General features: G+C 72.0%; 16 protein-coding genes. 9 read left to right on the top strand and 7 right to left on the bottom strand.

Annotated elements, in window-relative coordinates:
• The first annotated feature begins 1 nt into the window (after nucleotide 1).
• Nucleotides 2–3,499, top strand: coding sequence for an adenylate/guanylate cyclase domain-containing protein (locus tag AB0B48_RS12215; protein ID WP_357199742.1), 3,498 nt, complete (start codon nucleotides 2–4; stop codon nucleotides 3,497–3,499).
• 96 nt (nucleotides 3,500–3,595) lie between these two features.
• On the opposite strand, the gene AB0B48_RS12210 is transcribed toward AB0B48_RS12215, so the two are convergent.
• Nucleotides 3,596–4,288: a lysophospholipid acyltransferase family protein gene (locus AB0B48_RS12210; protein WP_357199693.1), complete on the bottom strand. Its 693-nt coding sequence runs from the start codon at nucleotides 4,286–4,288 to the stop codon at nucleotides 3,596–3,598.
• Nucleotides 4,289–4,646: 358 nt separating this feature from the next.
• Between AB0B48_RS12210 and AB0B48_RS12205 the strand changes: the two genes are divergently transcribed.
• The 5 genes from AB0B48_RS12205 to AB0B48_RS12185 all read left to right on the top strand — a co-directional run bounded on the left by AB0B48_RS12205 (nucleotide 4,647) and on the right by AB0B48_RS12185 (nucleotide 8,662).
• The gene (locus AB0B48_RS12205) at nucleotides 4,647–5,012 is read left to right on the top strand and encodes a hypothetical protein (RefSeq protein ID WP_357199690.1); all 366 of its coding nucleotides are present in this window, start codon (nucleotides 4,647–4,649) and stop codon (nucleotides 5,010–5,012) included.
• Nucleotides 5,013–5,064: 52 nt separating this feature from the next.
• Nucleotides 5,065–5,400, top strand: coding sequence for a hypothetical protein (locus tag AB0B48_RS12200; protein ID WP_357199687.1), 336 nt, complete (start codon nucleotides 5,065–5,067; stop codon nucleotides 5,398–5,400).
• Between the two features lie 46 nt (nucleotides 5,401–5,446).
• On the top strand, nucleotides 5,447–5,668 hold the full coding sequence (locus tag AB0B48_RS12195) for a hypothetical protein (protein WP_357199685.1): 222 nt from the start codon (nucleotides 5,447–5,449) through the stop codon (nucleotides 5,666–5,668).
• 492 nt (nucleotides 5,669–6,160) lie between these two features.
• Complete coding sequence (locus AB0B48_RS12190) at nucleotides 6,161–7,012, top strand: DUF308 domain-containing protein (RefSeq protein ID WP_357199682.1); 852 nt, start codon at nucleotides 6,161–6,163, stop codon at nucleotides 7,010–7,012.
• 159 nt (nucleotides 7,013–7,171) lie between these two features.
• Nucleotides 7,172–8,662, top strand: coding sequence for a trehalose-6-phosphate synthase (locus AB0B48_RS12185; RefSeq protein ID WP_357199739.1), 1,491 nt, complete (start codon nucleotides 7,172–7,174; stop codon nucleotides 8,660–8,662).
• A 19-nt stretch (nucleotides 8,663–8,681) separates the two neighbouring features.
• Here the strand turns inward: AB0B48_RS12185 and AB0B48_RS12180 are convergent, their stop codons facing one another.
• The 6 genes from AB0B48_RS12180 to AB0B48_RS12155 form a co-directional block, all read right to left on the bottom strand.
• Nucleotides 8,682–9,476 (bottom strand): alpha/beta fold hydrolase, encoded by a 795-nt coding sequence (locus AB0B48_RS12180; protein ID WP_357199736.1) that lies wholly within the window; start codon nucleotides 9,474–9,476, stop codon nucleotides 8,682–8,684.
• A 135-nt stretch (nucleotides 9,477–9,611) separates the two neighbouring features.
• Nucleotides 9,612–11,018, bottom strand: a complete 1,407-nt coding sequence (locus tag AB0B48_RS12175) for an NAD(P)-binding domain-containing protein (protein ID WP_355007721.1) — start codon at nucleotides 11,016–11,018, stop codon at nucleotides 9,612–9,614.
• 116 nt (nucleotides 11,019–11,134) lie between these two features.
• Complete coding sequence (locus AB0B48_RS12170) at nucleotides 11,135–11,842, bottom strand: endonuclease/exonuclease/phosphatase family protein (protein ID WP_357199733.1); 708 nt, start codon at nucleotides 11,840–11,842, stop codon at nucleotides 11,135–11,137.
• The gene (locus tag AB0B48_RS12165; RefSeq protein WP_355007723.1) at nucleotides 11,839–12,786 is read right to left on the bottom strand and encodes an ROK family glucokinase; all 948 of its coding nucleotides are present in this window, start codon (nucleotides 12,784–12,786) and stop codon (nucleotides 11,839–11,841) included. The genes AB0B48_RS12170 and AB0B48_RS12165 overlap by 4 nt, the downstream gene beginning before the upstream one ends.
• Nucleotides 12,787–12,862: 76 nt before the next feature.
• Nucleotides 12,863–13,567, bottom strand: a complete 705-nt coding sequence (locus AB0B48_RS12160) for a hypothetical protein (protein WP_357199677.1) — start codon at nucleotides 13,565–13,567, stop codon at nucleotides 12,863–12,865.
• Between the two features lie 31 nt (nucleotides 13,568–13,598).
• The gene (locus tag AB0B48_RS12155) at nucleotides 13,599–14,054 is read right to left on the bottom strand and encodes an SRPBCC family protein (RefSeq protein WP_357199674.1); all 456 of its coding nucleotides are present in this window, start codon (nucleotides 14,052–14,054) and stop codon (nucleotides 13,599–13,601) included.
• Nucleotides 14,055–14,254: 200 nt separating this feature from the next.
• Here AB0B48_RS12155 and AB0B48_RS12150 point away from each other — a divergent pair, with 200 nt between their 5' ends.
• Genes AB0B48_RS12150 through AB0B48_RS12140 form a run of 3 tightly spaced genes read left to right on the top strand, consistent with a single transcriptional unit; the run spans nucleotide 14,255 to nucleotide 18,451 of the window.
• The gene (locus AB0B48_RS12150; protein ID WP_357199671.1) at nucleotides 14,255–16,069 is read left to right on the top strand and encodes an AMP-dependent synthetase/ligase; all 1,815 of its coding nucleotides are present in this window, start codon (nucleotides 14,255–14,257) and stop codon (nucleotides 16,067–16,069) included.
• Between the two features lie 14 nt (nucleotides 16,070–16,083).
• Complete coding sequence (locus AB0B48_RS12145) at nucleotides 16,084–17,775, top strand: GAF domain-containing sensor histidine kinase (protein WP_357199668.1); 1,692 nt, start codon at nucleotides 16,084–16,086, stop codon at nucleotides 17,773–17,775.
• 7 nt (nucleotides 17,776–17,782) lie between these two features.
• Nucleotides 17,783–18,451, top strand: a complete 669-nt coding sequence (locus tag AB0B48_RS12140) for a response regulator transcription factor (RefSeq protein WP_030337723.1) — start codon at nucleotides 17,783–17,785, stop codon at nucleotides 18,449–18,451.
• Nucleotides 18,452–18,503: the final 52 nt, after the last annotated feature.

Below are 18,503 nucleotides of genomic sequence, written 5' to 3'. Positions count from 1 at the left end.
GCTGAACATCGACCTCAAGTGTGGACACTGCGCGCGGGCGGCCGGGCCGGACGACCGCTTCTGCGGCGGGTGCGGCCAACCGCTTGGGGTCAACTGTGCGCACTGCGGGCACGCCAACAGCACCGAGGTCAACTTCTGCACCAGCTGTGGTCAACCGCTGCGCGACCACGCCGTCGCGGTGCAGGAGGACCGGCGTCAGGTCAGCGTGCTCTTCGTCGACATCGTGGACTTCACCAGCTACGCGGAGCGGGCCGACCCGGAGCAGGCCCGCAGTCTGCAGCAGACCTACTTCGCCACGGTGCGCCGGATCGTGCACCAGTACGGCGGGGTGGTCGAGAAGTACATCGGCGACGCGGCGATGGCGCTGTTCGGCGCGCCGGTGGCCACCGACAACGACGCGTTGCGGTGCGTCCGCGCCGGCCTGGAGCTGCAACGGAACCTGGCCCGCCAGCCCGCCGGTCCGCAGGCCCCGCTGAGCTTCCGGGTCGGCATCGCGACCGGCGAGGCCCTTGTCGACCTCTCCGCCACCCGCGACGGTGGGCAGGCCTTCGTGACCGGAGACGTGGTCAACACGGCCTCCCGCCTACAGGGGTTCGCCCCGCCCGGCGGTGTCGTGGTCGACGAGAGCACCTGGTCGGCCACCCGACACGAGATGGAGTACGCGGACCAACCACCGGTCACCCTGCGCGGCCGGTCCGCGGTGAGCAGGATCTGGCTGGCCGTCCAGGTGCGACCCCACCGGGACCCGCGCGGCGCCGAGCTGACCCCGATGGTGGACCGGGAGCACGAGCGAGGCCTGCTGGTCAACGCGCTGCACCGGATGGTGACCGAACGGACGTCCCAGTTGGTGACGGTGTTCGGCCCGGCCGGGGTGGGCAAGAGTCGGCTGTTGCGCGAGCTGGCCCGGCACGCCGGCAGCCTGCCCGGCCCGCCGATCACCTGGCTCGTCGGGCAGTGCCCGCCGTTCGGCGAGAACGTCACCTGGGCCGCCCTGTCGGACATCGTGAAGACCTGGGTGGGCGTGCCGGAGGTCGACGGCCCGACCGCGCTGCGCGAACGGCTACGGTCCCGGCTGGGACAGCTCGCCGACCCGCACGCGACCCGGCTGGCCGAGGCGCTCGGCCCGCTGATCGGCGTACCCGGTGAACGGCTCACCCCCGGTGAGACCGAGGCCGCCTGGCGGCGGTTCCTGATCACCCTGGCGACGACCGGCCCGACCGTCCTGGTCTTCGAGGACATGCACTGGGCGGACCAGCAGATGCTCGCCTTCGTCGAGCAGTTGGGCGCGTCAGCCCGCGGCGTACCGCTGCTGGTCGTGGCGACCGCCCGGCCGGAGCTGCGGGAACGGCACCCGGCCTGGACCGGCACGATCAGTGGCGCGATGTCCATCTCGGTGCCGCCGATGCACGACACAGACATCGACACGCTCTACTCGCTGCTCCTCGGGCAGGCGACGCTGCCGTCCAGCTCGCGTACCCCGCTGATCGAGTTCGCCGACGGCAACCCGCTCTACGCCCAGGAGTACGCCCGGATGCTGCTGGACGGCGGCCTGCTCGACGCGGTCGGTACGACCGCCCACCCCGACCTCGACGGCGGCGCGGAGATGCCCCGCACCGTGCAGGCGGTCATCGCCAACCGGCTCGACCTGCTGGACCCGGCCGACCGGGCGGTGCTCCAGGCCGCCGCCGTGGTCGGCGTGGTGTTCTGGGCCGCGCCGGTGGCGATGGCGTTGGGACGGCCGGTGGAGTGGGTGGAGCGCGCGCTGGACCGCCTGCAACGTCGCGACCTGGTGTACGAGCAGAGCACGTCGACGATGCCCGGAAAGTCCGAGTACCGGTTCCGGCACATCCTGGTACGCGACGTCTGCTACCAGCGACTGCCCAGGGCCGAACGGGTGCTGCGCCACCAACGCACCGCCGACTGGATGGCACAGCTCACCGACGACCGGCAGTACGACCTGGCCGAGGTGCTGGCCAACCATCGCTGGGCGGCCCACGAGATTGCCCGTACGGTCGGGCTGGACACCGCCCCCTACGCCCCGTCGGCGCGGGACGCGCTGCATCGGGCGGCCCGCCGCGCGTACGAGCTGCACGCGCTGGACACCGCCGCCGCGCTGGTCGGCCGGGCGCTGGTCCTGGACGTGGGGCCGGACCCGGCGCTGGAGCTGTTCGACGCCCAGCTGGCGTTCTATCGGGACGGGGACGCCTTCCTGGTGGCGGGGGGCACGGACCTCCTCTCCCGGCTGGCCGCGCGGCTCACCACGAGCGGCGACCGGACGGGGGCGGCGCGCGCGTGGACGCTGCTCGCCACCGCCGCCTGGAGTCGGGCCGACCGGTCGGCGACCCTGCACTGCCTGGACCAGGCGATCGGCATCTACGGCGACCTGCCGGACAGTCAGGAGAAGGCGGGCGCGCTGCTGGAGCTGGCCCGGGTGCACATGCTCAACGCGGAGACCGAGCCGGCGTGCACCGCGGCGCGGGCGGCGGCGTCCCTCGCCGAGCGGCTCCAGCTGCGCGAGGTCCAGGCCAACGCGCGGATCACTTTGGCCGTGGCGCGCTACCTGGCCGGCTCCGCCGAGGCGTTCGGGGAGCTGGCGGAGGTGACCGAGCACTGCCGGGTGGAACGGCTGACCAGTCGCCGCCGGGCGGTGCAGAACCTGGCCTGGGCGTTGCAGGAGGAGGGCGACCTGGCCGGCTCGGCCCGGTTGGTCGACGAGCAGCTCACCCTCGACCTGGGCGGCGAGCACAGCCTGGCCACCAGCTTCGCCGACCAGTGGGCGCGGTCGTACTACGCGGGTGACTGGACGGCGGCGCTGGCGATGGCAGCGGAGTCGACCCGGCGGCCGACAGCGGAGTGGGATCTGCACATCGTGGCGGTGTCGGGTTGGATGCGCGGTCTGGCCGGAGCCGAGTTGGTCGGACCCGACGGGCCTGACGACACAGCGGGGTCGGACGCACCGGGCGGGGATCTCATCGAGCAGGCGCTGGTCGCGGCGCGGCGTACCGGATTCCACCGGGTGCTGCGCTCCACCCTGGCGCACGCCGCCCTCTGCCGGGCGGCGCAGGGTCGCCGCGACGAGGCGATGGCGCTGCTCACGGAGCTGGACGAGGACTGGCAACGGACCCGGATGATTCCGTTCGCGGAGTGGGTGCCGGCCGTCGGGCACGTCGCCGGGGTGCTCGGCGCCGACGCGGCCCGGCTGGTCCGACAGTTGCTCGACCGGGCGCCCCGGACGACCCCGTGGGCTCACGCGGCCGGTCAGGTCGCCGACGCCACGTTGGCCCGGCACGCCGGGGACCCCTCGACGGCGGCGAACCTGCTGCGCTCGGCGGCGGCGAGCTACGCCCGGATGAGCGACGTGACCGACGAGATCATCACGCTGGCGCTTGCCATCGGCCCGCTTGCCGAGACGGACCCACCCGCCGCCGAGGCGACCCGGGCCCGCCTGCACGACTTCGCCAGCCGCCACCACGCCCCCGCCCTGCTGCACCTGCCCTGACCGCCGACCGGGGCCGGTGGCGGCGGCGGTGGTGGCGGCGGTGGTGGCGGCGGTGGCGGTGGTGGCGGTGGCGGTGGCGGTGGCGGTGGCGGTGGCTCAGGCGGCCAGCGGCGTCGGGACGGGCTGCTTGAGCTTCTGGGCGTAGACGTCCACGTACTCCCGGCCGGAGAGTTCCATCAACTCGTACATGATCTCGTCGGTGACCGCGCGCTCGACGAACCGGTCGCCGGCCAGCCCGGAGTAGCGGGAGAAGTCCAGCGGCGCCCCGAACCGGATCCGCACCCGATCGATCTTGGGGATGAGCTTGCCGGGGGGCTGGATCTCGTCGGCGTTGAGCATCGCCACCGGCACCACCACCGCGCCGCTCTCCAGGGCGAGCCGGGCCACCCCGGTCTTGCCCCGGTAGAGCCGTCCGTCCGGGGAGCGGGTGCCCTCGGGGTAGATGCCGGCCACTCCCCCGGCCCGCAGCACCTGCAACTGGGTGTCCAGGGCGGCGCGCGCGGCCCGACCGCCGGAGCGGTCCACCGGAATCGTGCCGGTGCCCACGAAGAACATCTTGGTCAGCCAGCCCTTGATTCCCTTGCCGGTGAAGTACTCGGCCTTGGCGACGAAGGTGACCTTCCGGGCGGTGATCAACGGCGTGAAGATCGAGTCGGAGAAGGAGAGGTGGTTGCTCGCCAGGATCACCGGACCGGTCGCCGGGACGTTGCGCAGGCCCTCCACCTGCGGGCGGAAGATCAGCTTGAGCAGCGGACCGAGGATGACGTACTTCAGCAGCCAGTAGAGCACCGGCGTCCCTTCCCATGGTGTGCTCGCGACAGCGCCAGCCGTCGTCGCCGACGAGCCTACGAAGCGAGCGCTCTCACCACAACGGACCAAGCTCGTGGCGGGGGTATCGCCTCGACTTTCCTACCCCTTGCACGCCGCGGGCGGCTTTGAGGAACCGCGCGACGGGGCCGGCCAAGCGAGGGCTGATGCCCGGGACAGATTCATCAGGACGGAACTGTTCGATCACTTGTTCCGAATGGTTCCGAACAGGCTTTCGCTTGTCCGACTGCGCCGCCTCCGCAAAAGCTGATTGCGACAGCCGCCGTCCCGCCGCGGAGGCTGTCGCAGTAATCGGCGGAGATCACAGATTGGATCTGGAATGAATCTAAGAACTCTCGGCGCTGCCGCCACACTGACGCTCGGCTTGGCCGTACTGGCGCCCGCACCGGCACTGGCCTCGGCACATGCGCCAACCGCGACGGTCACCATGTCCGTGATTTCGGCGGCGGCGCAGGCCGCCGGCCCTGACGTCGACTGCCCGCGCATCCACACGACCGGCCAGTACGCCTACACCTGGTGCCGCGTCTACGGGGGACAGGTCCGACTGCGGGCGGACTGCAACGGCGCGCCCGACAAGTACTCCGGATGGGCGGCGCCGAAGGCCGGCAATCCGACCCAACGGCTTCAAGCCGGTCCTTGCATCTTCGGCGTCGGTGGAGCCAGCAGCATCGAATGGCGTCCGTAATGCAGTCGTTCAGCCCGCATCCCAGGCGTCGAAACTTTGAAGGAGATGTTCCATGAAACGTACGCCAAAGCTAGCTGCGGCCTTGCTTCCTATCGTGGCGTCAGCCGCCATGGCGTTCGCCGGCGGCCCAGCATCAGCCGCTGAACCGATCACGGCGGCCCATGCGGACCGTGCAGGAACATCGACCACCGCGGTCGCGGAAACCCTGGCCCGGTACACCGTCACCGTCCGCTGCCACGTGGTCCGCATCAAGGACACCACCGTCGTGGACGTCATTTACGGCACTGGCACCGGAACGACGTACAACAGCGCCAAATTGAACGCCGAGAAGGACGCCAACCGCAAGGTGCCGCCGGGTCACTACAAGCGGCACTGTCACCCGGTCTGAGCCGGTAGCCTGGCTCCTCGGCGGAAACTCCCCCAAAGGAGGCGGCATGGTCGGGCAACCGTCCATCTGGGAACTTCGCGTCGGCATCTATGCAAGCGCAGAAGACGCCCGCGCCTTGGTGGACCAGATCGCGGCCCTGCTGTGCCCCGATGACGTCCACCCGGGCCCGTGTCCGGTGCCGTGGTCCATCGACCTGCTCACGGATACCGATCTCCCTGCTGGCCTGCACGACGGTCTCGTGGAGCAGTACCGCGTCGAACGACAATGACACCGGGTAAAGCACCAGGACGCCGGCCAGAGCCGACTGGCGGGGGTCGGAAGCGGGCTGCCGCAGTTCAGCACTTGATCGAAGGGGCCGAGCCGTTCAGACGGCTCGGCCCCGCTGCGGTCCATGATCCGCCAATACGGGGTCGGGGTCCGCGTCGGTTGGGCCATTTGACGGCGGCTTCGTCTCCCACTCCGGCCCCGGCGGTCCCGCTCCAGACCTGACCTGACATCGCGGTCACAGCGAGATCAAGCGGGCGGTCGGCAAGTCGGCGAGAAGCGCCATACCCGGAGACCTCCTGTTGGCAAGGATTAGCAAAAACGGACAAAGGAGCCCCGCCGCGACCTGCGGGAGCAGCCGTGACTTTGGAAGACGCGACACAACGCACTCCCGGAACCATGCCCTGACGTGTCACGATTCAGAGCACGGCGTGCGGACTGGCGCCGAAGGGCAGCGGTGGCCGCGCCGGAAGGCGCGTTAAAGGGGGATGTCCGGGTGTCAGCGGGTGGGGCCCGCCGGGGACGGCGGGACAACGGGCTCGACGCGAACGAGTACGCCGTCGTCGGCGACGTCGATCCGCGCGTCGGTGAGCACCTGCTCGACGTGCTGGCCGCCGGTGGGATCGCCGCCTACCTCCAGCCCTCCGCCGACCTCAATCCGGTCACCCGCACCACCACGGTGCCGGCCCGACCGGTCGACCGGCTCTACGTCGACCGCTCGCACCTGACCACCGCCCGGGACTACCTGACCCAGCTCGCCGACGAGACCACTCCGGAGCAGCCACCGGCGCGCGACGAACCGGACATCGACGCCGAGTGGGCACGTATCGTGGCGGGCTTCCACACCACCTCCACGCCCGGTGACAACCCGTGGCCGGCCTCGGAGGACGTGGACGAGCGGGACACCCGGGACGAGTCGACCTCCGGGTCGCTGACCCGCTCCGGCACCGACGAAGCGGGTCCGACCGCCACCGACGTTCGTCGGCTGCCGTCCGCGACGGACATCTCCGGAATCTCGGTGGGGCGCGGCACCCGACCGGACGAGCCGTCGCTGCTGGACGGGTTGGACACCTTCGGCGCCGACCTGCCCGACGACGAGGACGACGAGGGCTACCACCCACCACCACCGCCGCCGCTGCCGCGGGTCAGCAAGTACGCGGTGATCGGCGTGCTCGGGGTGGTCGTCGGGTTCGTGCTGTTCCTCTTCCCGTGGCTGCTCCCGATCGACCGCTCGGCGGTCACACTGTTCGGGTTCACCGGCATCCTGGCCGGTTTCGTCACGCTGATCTGGCGGCTGCGCCCCGGCGACGAGGACGAGGACGACCCGGACAACGGCGCCGTCGTCTGACGGTCGGCCCGCATCCCGAGACAGCAGCGCCCCGCCGGGCGCGTAACAGTGGTGTAACTTACTGTCAGTAGGAATACCGCTGTACGTCACTTCCCCCGCTGACTGACCGGTTTTTCCTTGCTCGCGGCGGTCAGTCCTCTGCTGATCGGAATGCCCGAGATGCGACAGAGTTCTCTCGTGGTGGTGGCCAACCGCCTCCCCATCGACGACAACCAGGCCCCCGACGGGGCCTGCGAGTGGCGGCGCAGCCCGGGTGGGTTGGTCAGCGCGCTGCTCCCGCTCCTGCGACACACCCCGGCCACCTGGGTCGGCTGGGCCGGTGGCACCGGGCCGGCCCCCGCCCTGCCGGACGTGGACGGCGTGCGCATGCACACCGTCGCGCTCACCCCGGAAGACCTGCGCGACCACTACGAGGGGTTCGCCAACGCCACCCTCTGGCCGCTCTACCACGACTCGGTGGAGCAGCCGCAACACCACCGCCGGTGGTGGGAGGCGTACCAGCGGGTCAACCAGCGCTTCGCCGAGGCGACCGCGGAGGTGGCCGAGCCGGGCGGGGTGGTCTGGGTGCAGGACTACCACCTGCAACTGGTCCCCGGTCTGCTGCGCACCCTCCGCCCGGACCTGCGCATCGGGTTCTTCCTGCACGTCCCGTTCCCGCCACCGGAGTTGTTCATGCAACTGCCCCGCCGGGCCGAACTGCTGCGCGGCATGCTCGGCGCCGACCTGGTCGGCTTCCAACGGGGGCAGGCGGCGCACAACTTCGCCCAGTTGGTGACCCGGGTGCTGGAGTTGCCGGCCACCGACCGGCGGATCGGCATCGACGACCGGGTCGTCCGCATCGGCGCTTTCCCGGTCTCCATCGACACCGCCGAGATGGCCGCGCTCGCCGACCGCCCGGACGTTGCCGCCCGGGCCCACCGGCTCCGTCAGGACCTCGGCGATCCCCGGCAGGTCGTCCTCAGCGTGGACCGGATGGACTACACCAAGGGCATCGAGCAGCGCCTCAAGGCGTACAGCGAGTTGCTCGCCAGCGGCGACGTCAAGGTCCGCGACACGGTGCTGGTGCAGGTCGCCATGCCGAGCCGGGAACGCGTCGGCCAGTACCAGATCCTGCGCGAACGCATCGAACGCGAAGTCGGCCGGATCAACGGCGAGTTCGGCCGGGTCGGTGAGCCGGCGATCCACTACCTCACCCAGCCCTTCGACCGGGCCGAGCTGGCCGCGCTCTACCGGGTCGCCGACGTGATGGCGGTGACCCCGCTACGCGACGGAATGAACCTGGTCGCCAAGGAGTACGTGGCCGCGCGGGTCGACGACACCGGCGCATTGCTGCTCAGCGAGTTCGCCGGCACCGCCGCCGAGCTGTCCCAGGCGTACCTGGTCAACCCGCACGACCTGGAAGGGCTCAAACAGGCCCTGCGCGCGGCGCTGCGGGCCGACCCGGCCGACAGCATGCAGCGGATGCGGGCCATGCGCGCCCACCTGCACCAGCACGACATCCGGGCCTGGGCCCGCTCCTACCTGCGTGCCCTGGACGAGGGCGGCGCCCTGATCAGTCGCCTGACCGGCACCGACACCGACGGCCCCGCTCGGGTGCCCCGACCGGCCACCCCGACGGGCAGCCCGGCCGGCCACCAGGCCGGCGGCTGACCGCCGGCGGCCCGGCTGCTCAGTGCGCCGCCGGTTCCTTCTCCAGCCAGTCCAGGATCGCGTCGATCGGCTCCGCCCACCGCGCATCCAGCATCAGGTCGTGGCCCATCCCGGGAAAAAGCAGCGGGGCCGACCCGTAGCGGCGGGCCACCCGGGTCAACGTCGACGCCGGCACCACCCGGTCGTCCGGGCTGCCCAGCACCAACACCGGGGGCGCGCCCACGGCCGGCTCGGCCTCCGGCTCGCCCAGCAGCGCCCACTGGGCCCGCCGACCCGCCCGACCGAGGCGTCCCACGTACCGCCGGGCCTCCTCGTCGGGCAACTCGCGGCTGAACAACTGCCCCCGGTTGAGCCGCAACGGCCCGCCGAACACCGCCGGCAACGTACCCGCCGGGTTGCGGCGCAACGCCGCGCCCAGCACTCCCCAGCCGCCGAAGACCGGCGCCACCAGCACCGCGCCCCGCGCCGGGTAGCGGGCCAACGCGTGTGCCACCACCAGCGCCCCCGCGCCGTGCCCCACCAGCACCGCCTGCCGCGGCAGGCTCGCGGCCACCTGGACCACGTCGTGGGCGTACGCCCGCAGCGTCGCCTCCGGCGCCGGCTCGCTGCCACCGTGCCCGCGCAGGCTCACCGCGTACGCCGGGAACCCCCGCGACGCCACGTGACCCAACCAGTGCTCGGCGAACGCCCACGCGCCGTGCCCGAACCCGGGTACGAACAGCAGAGGCGGCCGCCCCTGCTCCAGTTCGGGGACCGCGCTGAGCACCTCCCGCCGGGCCGGCCGGACCGGCCGGGACCACTCCCGACCCCGCATGATCCGCAGCTCGCTACTCGCGCTCACCGTGCCAGCCTTTCGTTCGCGACTGCGGGGCTCGCAAGCTCACTCCTCGCGCTCACCGTGCCAGCCTTTCGTTCGCGACTGCGGGGCTCGCAAGCTCACTCCTCGCGCTCACTTGCCCTCCAGCTCGACCAGGGCGCGTTGGATGGCGCGCAGATAGTCGGCGTGCCCGACCTCGAACCAGTGCCGGCTGCTGTCCTTGACCGGCCCGGAGTACCGCTCCCCCGCCCGGTCCCGCACCCGGGCCGCGAACGCAGTGGCCCGTTCCGGCCGGTCCCGGCGGGCCTGGAGCAGCCGGGCGAAGAGCACCGTCTGCCAGTGCGACAGGGTGAACAACCCGGAGTCCGGTTGCAGCAGGCCGGCGACGGCCAGGGTCGGGTGCCCCGGCGTGAACGCGTTGAGCCACAGCGTGGGCCGGCCCGCGCCCGCGCTGTCACCGAACACCGACGCGTCGAGGAACTCGAAGCGCGGCAGGTAACCGGTGGCGAAGACGACCACCTCGGGGTCGATCTCGCGGCCGTCGGCCAACTCCACCGCGTACGGGTGGAACCGGGCGACGTCCGGCACGGGACCGATCCCGCCGTGGCCCACGTAGTACACGAGCTGGCTGTTCGCGATCGGGTGCGTCTCGTACACCCGGTGGTCGGGCTTGGGCAGGCCGAAGCGGGTCAGGTCACCGACGGTCAGCCGCAGGGTCCAGTGGTAGAGCCACTGCCGTACCCGCAGCGGCACCCGCAGCGCCAGGAGGGTGTCGTTCACCTGGTCGGCGGGGCGACCGAGCACGTACTTCGGCGCGTACCAGTAACCCCGGCGGGTGGAGTGCCAGCAGCGCGACGCCTGCTGGGCGGCCTCGACGGCGATGTCGCAGCCGGTGTTGCCGGCACCGACCACCAGCACCCGCTTACCGCGCAGCTGCGCCGGGTCCTTGTAGGACGAGGCGTGCATGATCTCGCCGCGGAACTCCTCCAGGCCCTCGTAGCGGGGCAGCTTCGGCGACCAGTTGTGGCCGTTGGCGATCACCACGGCGGCGTACCGGGCGGTGCGTTCGGGGCCGTAACCGCCGGTGGAGCGGGTGGTCACATCCCACCGGTCCCCCTCGACGGGCTCGACCCGGATCACCTCGGTGCCGAACCAGATGTGCGAACGCAGGTCGAAGTGGTCGGCGTACCGCTCGAAGTAGGACAGCAGCTGACCGTGGTGCGGGTAGTCCGGCCAGGAGTCCGGCATCGGGAAGTCGGGGAACTGGGTGAACGGCTTCGACGAGATCAGGTGGGTGCTGGCGTACACCGGGCTGCGGTCGTGCCGCCAGTTCCAGGCGCCGCCGACGCCCGTCTCCCGCTCGTAGCAGTCCACGCCGAACCCGTGCTCACGCAGGTTCTTGATGGCGGTCAACCCGCTGGCCCCGGCCCCGATGACGCAGACCGTGTCGCCCCGGTCGGAGACCGGGCGCCCGTCGCTGTTCGCCGTCGGCGAGGTCGCCTCCGGGTCGGGCCGGCCGTGGTCGGTGGAGGTGGACACCGGGGACATCTCCTTTGGTACGGCAGGCGTGCCGGTCGCCGCGAAATCCTCTCCACAACCGGGCCGGATGTCCAGTCCTGAACCGGAGGCGCCGACGGTCGAGCCGGGGTCGGGGGTCAGCCGGTGGAGGGCAGCAGCAGGTCGACCAGGACCGGGAAGTGGTCGCTGGCCCGGCGGGTCTGCGGGGTGTCCACCACGTCGTAGTCGACCACTGTGATCCTCGGGTCGACGAAGAGCGCGTCGATGCGTCGGCGCGGGTCGGCGCAGGAGTAGGTGAGCCGCTCGGCCCGGTCGGCGGCCACCGCGGCGTCGGTCAACCCGCGCGACACGGTGGCCCAGGCCGGCCCGTCCGGACCCTCGTTGAGGTCCGCCCCGGCCAGCACCGGGCTGGTCGCCGCGTCCAGACCGCGCTTGAACTCGGCGGCCTGCGAGGGCCGCTCGGCCGGGTCGGTGGACAGGTGCGAGCCGGCGACGGTGAACCGGGCGTCACCGACGCGGCAGTCGGCGTACGCGGCGCCGCGCAGGTGCCGGCCCGGGGTCAGCGGAAAGCGCTGGCAGCGGGTGCCGAGCACCTGGACCCGCAGGCTGGTCAGGAGCAGGTTGCCCAGCGCGGGCAGCCCACCGGCGGCCACCACCAGACCGAACGACTCGGCCAACGTGGCGGACTTCTGCCGCCACCGGAACCGGCGCGGCCCCTCCTGCACGATCACCACGTCCGGCGTCGCGGCCCGGACCACGGCCGCCAGCGCGGCGGTGTCGTCACGCTGGCTGTGGACGTTGTACGACACCACGCGCAGCGGCACGCCCATCCCCGACCGCCTCAGATCCGGCGGGCCAGGTCGGCGGCGCCGATCACCCCGGCGCTGTTGCCCAGCTCCGCCGGGAGCACCTCGGCCACCGGCAGGCGACCGCGTTGGGCGAGCGCGTCGAGGTACGAGCGGCGGGTGGGGCCGAGCAGCAGGTCACCGGCGTCGATCACGCCGCCGCCGACCACCAGGGTCTGCGGGTCGAGGATCTGCGCCATGTCGGCGAGGCTGGTGCCCAGCCACCGGCCGATCTGGGCGAACGCCTCGGCGGAGACCGGGTCGCCGCCCTGCGCCGCGGCGGTCACCATCGGGCCGGTGATCGCCTCGGCCTCACCGCCGGCCAGCTTCAGCAGTGCGGTGGCGCGGTTGGGCTCCTGCCGGGCGCCGGCCCGGGCGAAGCGGACCAGGGCGCTGCCGCTGGCGTACTGCTCGATGCAGCCCAGCCGGCCGCAGCCACACTGGTGCCCGTCCGGCACGGCCAGCATGTGGCCCAGTTCCGCGGCGATGCCGTGCGCGCCGCGCATCAGGTCGCCACCGAGGACGACGCCGCCGCCCACACCGGTGCCGATGGTGAACATGATCATCGAGTCGTCGGCGTCGCGGGCCGCGCCGTAGCGGAACTCGGCCCACGCGGCGACGTTCCCGTCGTTCTCCACGATCACGGGCAGCCCGATGGCCTCGCTGACGTACTCGCGCAGCGGTTCGTCACGCCAGGCCAGGTTGGGCGCGAAGAGCACAGTCGAACGGCTGGCGTCGATCCAACCGGCCGCGCCGATGCCGACGGCCTCGATGGTCCGCCCGGCAGCCAGTTCGCCGACCAACTCGATGATGACGTCGCGGGTCTTGGCCACGTCATCGGCGGGAGTGTCCCGTCGGGTCTGCACGAGGACCGTGCCGGTGTCGTCCACGACACCGCCGGCCACCTTCGTGCCACCGACGTCGACTCCGATGGTCAGCGTCACCGCTACCGCCCCCCTCTGCTGTGCTGTCCGGCCCGGGTCCCGGCCCAGTGCCGGTCCGGGTCGGAAGGTCCCGCGCTCAGGCGCCGTCGCCCGATGCTTCCGCGTCGGCGTCGTCGGGCACCCGCGATGCGGGCACCACGGGACGGGTGGTCGGCGCCGGTACGGTCGCCGTCCCGGCCTCGTCGACGGGTGGTACGGCGGCCGGGGCGAGTGGGTCCGCCGTCCGGGTGGCGACCGACCAGACATCCCGCTCCGGCGCCGGCTGAGAATCATGCCCGGTACGGGTGGCATCGCGCCACACGTGCTCGTCGACGGTCGCGGTGGGCGGGCCGCTCGGGGGTGGCTCGGGGAGCACGTCGTCGGTGCTCGCGGCGGGTGCCGGTGAGGACGGGGTGGCCGGCTCGGCGGCCGGCTCGGCGGTCCCCGGCGCGGACGGTTCCGCCGGCGAGAACGCGCGGAGCAGGCTGGCGACACCCGCGGCGAGGTCACCGGCGCCGGTCGCGAGCCGTTCGGCGAATTCCGGACTCGGGTCCCGCAACGCGGCGATGCCCCGACAGACCGGGCAGACGCAGCATTCGGCCGAACCGGTGGCGAAAGCACCACCGGTGCCGGAGCGGGCGTCCGGACCCGCGCTGTGACCGAGGACACCGGACAGCATCCCGCCCAACGAGCCGAGCGCGCCGCCCGCCGAGCCGGCGGAGGCCAGTCGCGCCCCTGCCAGCAGGGTGGCGACCAGCCGCTCCGCCTCTTCCCGGGCCGAACCCGGATCCGTTCCGCCCACCGTCGGCTCCTCTACCGTGCCACCGGACACGTCACTGCGCCGCACCGGTTGCTTCTACCCGGCGCTTGAGCTGCTTCAACGCGGTGTCCATGATCATCTTTTCGGCCTTGCGCCGAAACATCCCGAGCATGCCGACCGACAGGTCGACCTCCAGCGTGTAGGTCACCGTCGTGCCGCCGTCCGGGTTACCCACCAGGTCGTACGAACCACGCTGGGCCTTCTGCATCTTCGAGGGGGCGACCAGGTGCCACTCGATCCGGGACAGGTCCTCGGCGTACTCGTAGGCGAGCACGTACTCGTCGGCCATCACCCCGGCGTCGATGGTGAAACGCACCTGACTGGCGTAACCGTCCTCGTACTCCTCGATTACCTCGGCACGACGCACCGCGTCGGTCCACTCCGGGTAGCGCGCGAAGTCGCAGATGACCGCCGTCACCCGATCCGGTACGGCGCCGATGATGATCGACTGGGTGGAGGAGTCCGCCATGGGGGGAGGCTACCCGGCGAGTACCGCCCGGCACGCTGCGCCGCCCCCGGCGCTCGGCAGGACCCATACCCGCTGGCCGTTAGCAGGGTGCCCTTCCTCACCGGGTAGGTTTCGACACAACCGACGCCCATGGCGACGACCAGCCCGACCAGCCCGACCAGCCCGACCAGCCCGACCAGTGCGAGCACGAAGGAGTGCAGGTGCGCGAGTTCTCCGTCCCGCCGATCGTCACCGTTGGCGACGCGGCCAACCTCACCGATCCGGTCTGGGACAACGCCGAAGTCGCGCCCGACGCCGCCCAGTTCGCCCGCCCCACTCCGCGCGCCGACGGCACCGTCACCGAATGGACCGAGGTGACCTGCCTCCAGTTCCGCGACGAGGTGGCCGCCGTGGCCCGCGGGTTGATCGCCGCCGGCATCGAACCGGGCGTCCGGGTCGGGCTGATGAGCCGCACCCGCTACGAGTGGACGCTGCTGGACTACGCCATCTGGACCGTGGGCGCGGTGACAGTGCCGATCTACGAGACGTCCAGCGCTGAGCAGACCGCGTGGATCCTCGAGGACTCCAACGCGGTCGCCGTCGTGGTGGAGACCGAGGCGCACGCCGCCCTGGTCGCCGGTGTCCGGCACCGGCTGCCCGAGCTGGGCCAGGTCTGGCAGATCGATGGCGGCGGGGTCGACGAGCTGGTCACCACCGGCGCCTCTGTCGAGCTGGCCGAGGTCGAGCGGCGACGCAAGGCCGTCCGCGCCGGCGACCTGGCCACGATCATCTACACCAGCGGCACCACCGGCCGGCCCAAGGGTTGCGTGCTCACCCACCGCAACATGTACGCCGACATCGCCAACGCCGTGCCGGTGCTACCGAACCTCTTCAACGCCGGCGCGAGCACCCTGCTCTTCCTCCCGCTGGCGCACGCCTTCGCCCGGCTCATCCAGATCGGCGTCGTGCAGGCGCGAGTCACCATGGCGCACTGCGCGGACACCAAGAACCTGGTCGCCGAGCTGCAGGCGTTCCGGCCGACCTTCGTGCTCTCCGTACCCCGGGTCTTCGAGAAGGTCTACAACGCCGCCAAGCAGAAGGCCGAGGCGGACGGCAAGGGCGGCATCTTCGCCCGCGCCGAGCAGGTCGCCATCGCGTACAGCGAGGCGCTGGAGACTCCGGGCGGACCGGGCCTGGCGCTGCGCGCCCAGCACGCGGTCTTCGACCGGCTGGTCTACCGCAAGCTGCGTGCCGCGCTCGGCGGACGGTGCCGGGACGCGATCTCCGGCGGGGCGCCGCTCGGCGCCCGTCTGGGTCACTTCTTCCGGGGCATCGGCGTGACGGTCCTGGAAGGCTACGGCCTCACCGAGACCTCGCCCGCTGCCGCATCGAACCAGCCCACCGCCACCCGGATGGGCACCGTCGGTCGTCCGTTCCCGGGCGTGACCGTGCGGATCGAGGACGACGGCGAGATCCTGCTCTCCGGTGAGTTGATCTTCCAGGGTTACTGGCGCAACGAGACCGCGACCGCCGAGGCGATCAGCGCCGACGGTTGGCTCCGCACCGGCGACCTGGGCCAGCTCGACTCCGACGGCTACCTGAGCATCACCGGTCGCAAGAAGGAGCTGATCGTGACCGCCGGCGGCAAGAACGTCGCCCCGGCGGTGCTGGAGGACCTGGTCCGCGCGCACCCGTTGATCAGCCAGTGCGTCGTGGTCGGTGACGCCAAGCCGTTCATCGCGGCGCTGGTCACCGTCGACGAGGAGGCGCTGCCGACCTGGTTGGAGAACGCCGGGTTGCCCCTCGACACCACCGTCGAGCAACTGCGCGAGCACGAGGGCCTCCGCAAGGAGATCCAGGCCGCAGTCGACGCCGCGAACCAGGCCGTGTCGAAGGCCGAGGCGATCAAGGTGTTCCGGGTCCTGCCCCACGACTTCACCGAGGCGACCGGCGAGCTGACCCCGTCGCTCAAGGTCAAGCGCCAGGTTGTCCACAAGACGTACGCGGCGGAGATCGCCGATATCTACCGAGGCTGACTACCATCCGTCACGTGCCCGCATCCACAGCCACCGCCCCGCACCCGCATCCCCTCGCCGCGGCCGCCCGCGTGGTGATGCTGGCGCTGGTCGCCATCCTGACCCTGTTCGCCACCCGCGACGTCACCCAGCTGTGGTGGATCGCGCTGCTGGCGGTGGCCGGGCTGCCGTCGCTGCTGGCACCGCAGCACCGGCTGGTCGGCCCGCTGAGCCGGGTGGCCGAGGTGGTGGTGCTGGGGCTGGCCGCGAGCCACGTCGCCGCGGTGGCGTCCATTGGTGGCACCGTCGACGGCCTGGGCGCCTCGGCGGTGCTGCCGTACCTGGCGGTCCCGGTGACCGTCACCGCGCTGCGCCGCCGCTTCCCGGAGGGTGCCGCGCTGCTCGTGGTCACCGCCGCCACCCTGCTGCTCAGCGGCGCACTGACCCGGGTCGACGGTGGTCTTCAGCTCGGCCAGCCGGGTTACCTCGCGGTCTGCGCGCAGTGGCTGATCCTGGCAGCGTTGGGGCTCTACGCCGCCGGCACTCTGCACCAGGTGATGGCGGTGCGCGGTGAGGGCAAACCCCAGCCGTACGCCGAGGCGACCCGGCTGCTGACCCAACTGCGGACGGTGGCCCGGCAACTGCCCGGAGCGACCCTGGACCCCGGCGGCATCTCCGAGCACCTGCTGGAGGAGCTGCGGACGGTGGCCCGCGCGGACCGGGGCGCGGTGCTGTCGGCCAGCGGCGGCGGTCGCCTCGTGGTGCTCGCCCAGGCCGGCGTCGACCGGGTGGACTGGGAGACGACGCTGGACGCGGACTCGGCGATCGCCGACGCCTGGGCCACCCAGCAGGCCACCACGGCCGCCCGGTCGCAGTCCCGCTCGCACCGCGGCGGCGACGTGTCCGCGCTGATCGTTCCGCTGGTCGCCGGGGTGCGCACGGTGGGGCTCGTGGTGCTGGAGGCCGACGCCACGCAGGCGTACCCACCGCCGGTGGTGTCCCGGGTGACCGCGCTGACCCGCCCGGCCGCGCTGCGGCTGGAGGCGGCACTGCTCTTCGACGAGGTGCGCTCGCTGGCCACCAACGAGGAGCGGCAGCGGCTGGCCCGGGAGATCCACGACGGGGTGGCCCAGGAACTGGTGATGGTCGGCTACGGCATCGACAACGCCCTGGCCACCGTCTTCGACGACGCCGACGAGACCGCCGAAGCCCTGCGTACGCTGCGCGGCGAGGTCACCCGGGTGATCCAGGAGCTGCGGCTGAGCCTCTTCGAGCTGCGCAGCGAGGTGGACCGGCAGGGTGGGTTGGCCGCGGCAATCGCCGAGTACGCGCGCACCGTTGGCGCGTCCGGCGGGCTGCGGGTGCACCTCTCGCTGGACGAGTCCACCGCCCGGCTGCCGGCCGCCACCGAAGCCGAGTTGCTGCGCATCGCGCAGGAGGCGGTGACCAACGCGCGCAAGCACGCCGGGGCGTCGAATTTGTGGGTCACGTGCGAGATCGACCCCCCGTACGCGCAAATAGAAGTGTCGGATGACGGTCAGGGGATGGCTGACCAGCGCCCGGACGGACGGTACGGTCTTGCGATCATGGCCGAGAGGGCGGAACGTATCCGGGGCCGGTTGGAGATCAGGCCGCGGCAACCCAGCGGCACGACCGTGGCGGTGGTTCTCGGCACCTCGGCCCGGCGCGATAACGTGCGCGGCAGCGCAGCACCAGAAGGGGAGTAACCCGAGGATGACCACAAGTCCGATACCGGCCACCCGTACCAAGGTCCTCCTTGTCGACGATCATGACCTGATTCGCAAGGGTTTGCGGCACGCCTTCGAGCGCGACCGCCAGTTCGAGGTCGTCGGTGAGGCGGCCACGGCGGCGGAGGGAGTACGCCAGGCCGGCGCCTTGCAGCCGGACGTGGTGATCATGGATCTGCGGCTGCCCGACGGCAGCGGCCTGGAGGCCACCCGCGCACTGCGTAAGTCCAGCGCGTCGATGGGCATCGTGGTCCTGACCATGTACGCCGGCGACGACCAGCTCTTCGGCGCCCTGGAGGCCGGCGCGAGCGCCTTCGTGCCGAAGACCGCCCCGGCCGACGAGGTGGTGGCTGCCGCACGGCACGCCGCCTCCTCCCCCAGCGCGTTCACCGCGGCCGACCTGGCCGAGGCGATGAAGCGCCGGCTCGCCCCGTCCGGCCCGCAGTTGTCTCCCCGGGAGGGGCAGGTGCTGCGGCTGCTCGCGGACGGCATGAGCGTGGCGGGCATCGCCAAGCAGCTGTTCGTCAGCGAGTCCACGGCGAAGACGCACATCTCGAAGCTCTACGAGAAGCTCGGCGCGGCCAACCGGGCTCAGGCCCTGATGACCGCGCTGCGGCTGGGCCTGCTCGAGGCACCGGACGCGCCGAAGTTCTGACCTGCCTCCCGCTCGTCGAGCGGGACGACGCGACCGACGGTCCGCGCCAGCT

The organism is Micromonospora sp. NPDC049089, assembly GCF_040648775.1.
Taxonomy (GTDB): Bacteria; Actinomycetota; Actinomycetes; order Mycobacteriales; family Micromonosporaceae; genus Micromonospora.
The sequence above is the reverse complement of the archived record's forward strand: the minus strand, read 5'-3'. Positions and strand labels throughout refer to the sequence as shown.

Excerpts from the sequence above, each read along its gene's own strand:
- AB0B48_RS12155 (WP_357199674.1), bottom strand. The coding sequence starts at position 14,054 with ATGGCGGACTCCTCCACCCAGTCGATCATCATCGGCGCCGTACCGGAT.
- AB0B48_RS12205 (WP_357199690.1), top strand. The coding sequence starts at position 4,647 with ATGAATCTAAGAACTCTCGGCGCTGCCGCCACACTGACGCTCGGCTTG.
- AB0B48_RS12200 (WP_357199687.1), top strand. The coding sequence starts at position 5,065 with ATGAAACGTACGCCAAAGCTAGCTGCGGCCTTGCTTCCTATCGTGGCG.
- AB0B48_RS12185 (WP_357199739.1), top strand. The coding sequence starts at position 7,172 with ATGCGACAGAGTTCTCTCGTGGTGGTGGCCAACCGCCTCCCCATCGAC.
- AB0B48_RS12140 (WP_030337723.1), top strand. The coding sequence starts at position 17,783 with ATGACCACAAGTCCGATACCGGCCACCCGTACCAAGGTCCTCCTTGTC.
- AB0B48_RS12195 (WP_357199685.1), top strand. The coding sequence starts at position 5,447 with ATGGTCGGGCAACCGTCCATCTGGGAACTTCGCGTCGGCATCTATGCA.
- AB0B48_RS12180 (WP_357199736.1), bottom strand. The coding sequence starts at position 9,476 with ATGCGGGGTCGGGAGTGGTCCCGGCCGGTCCGGCCGGCCCGGCGGGAG.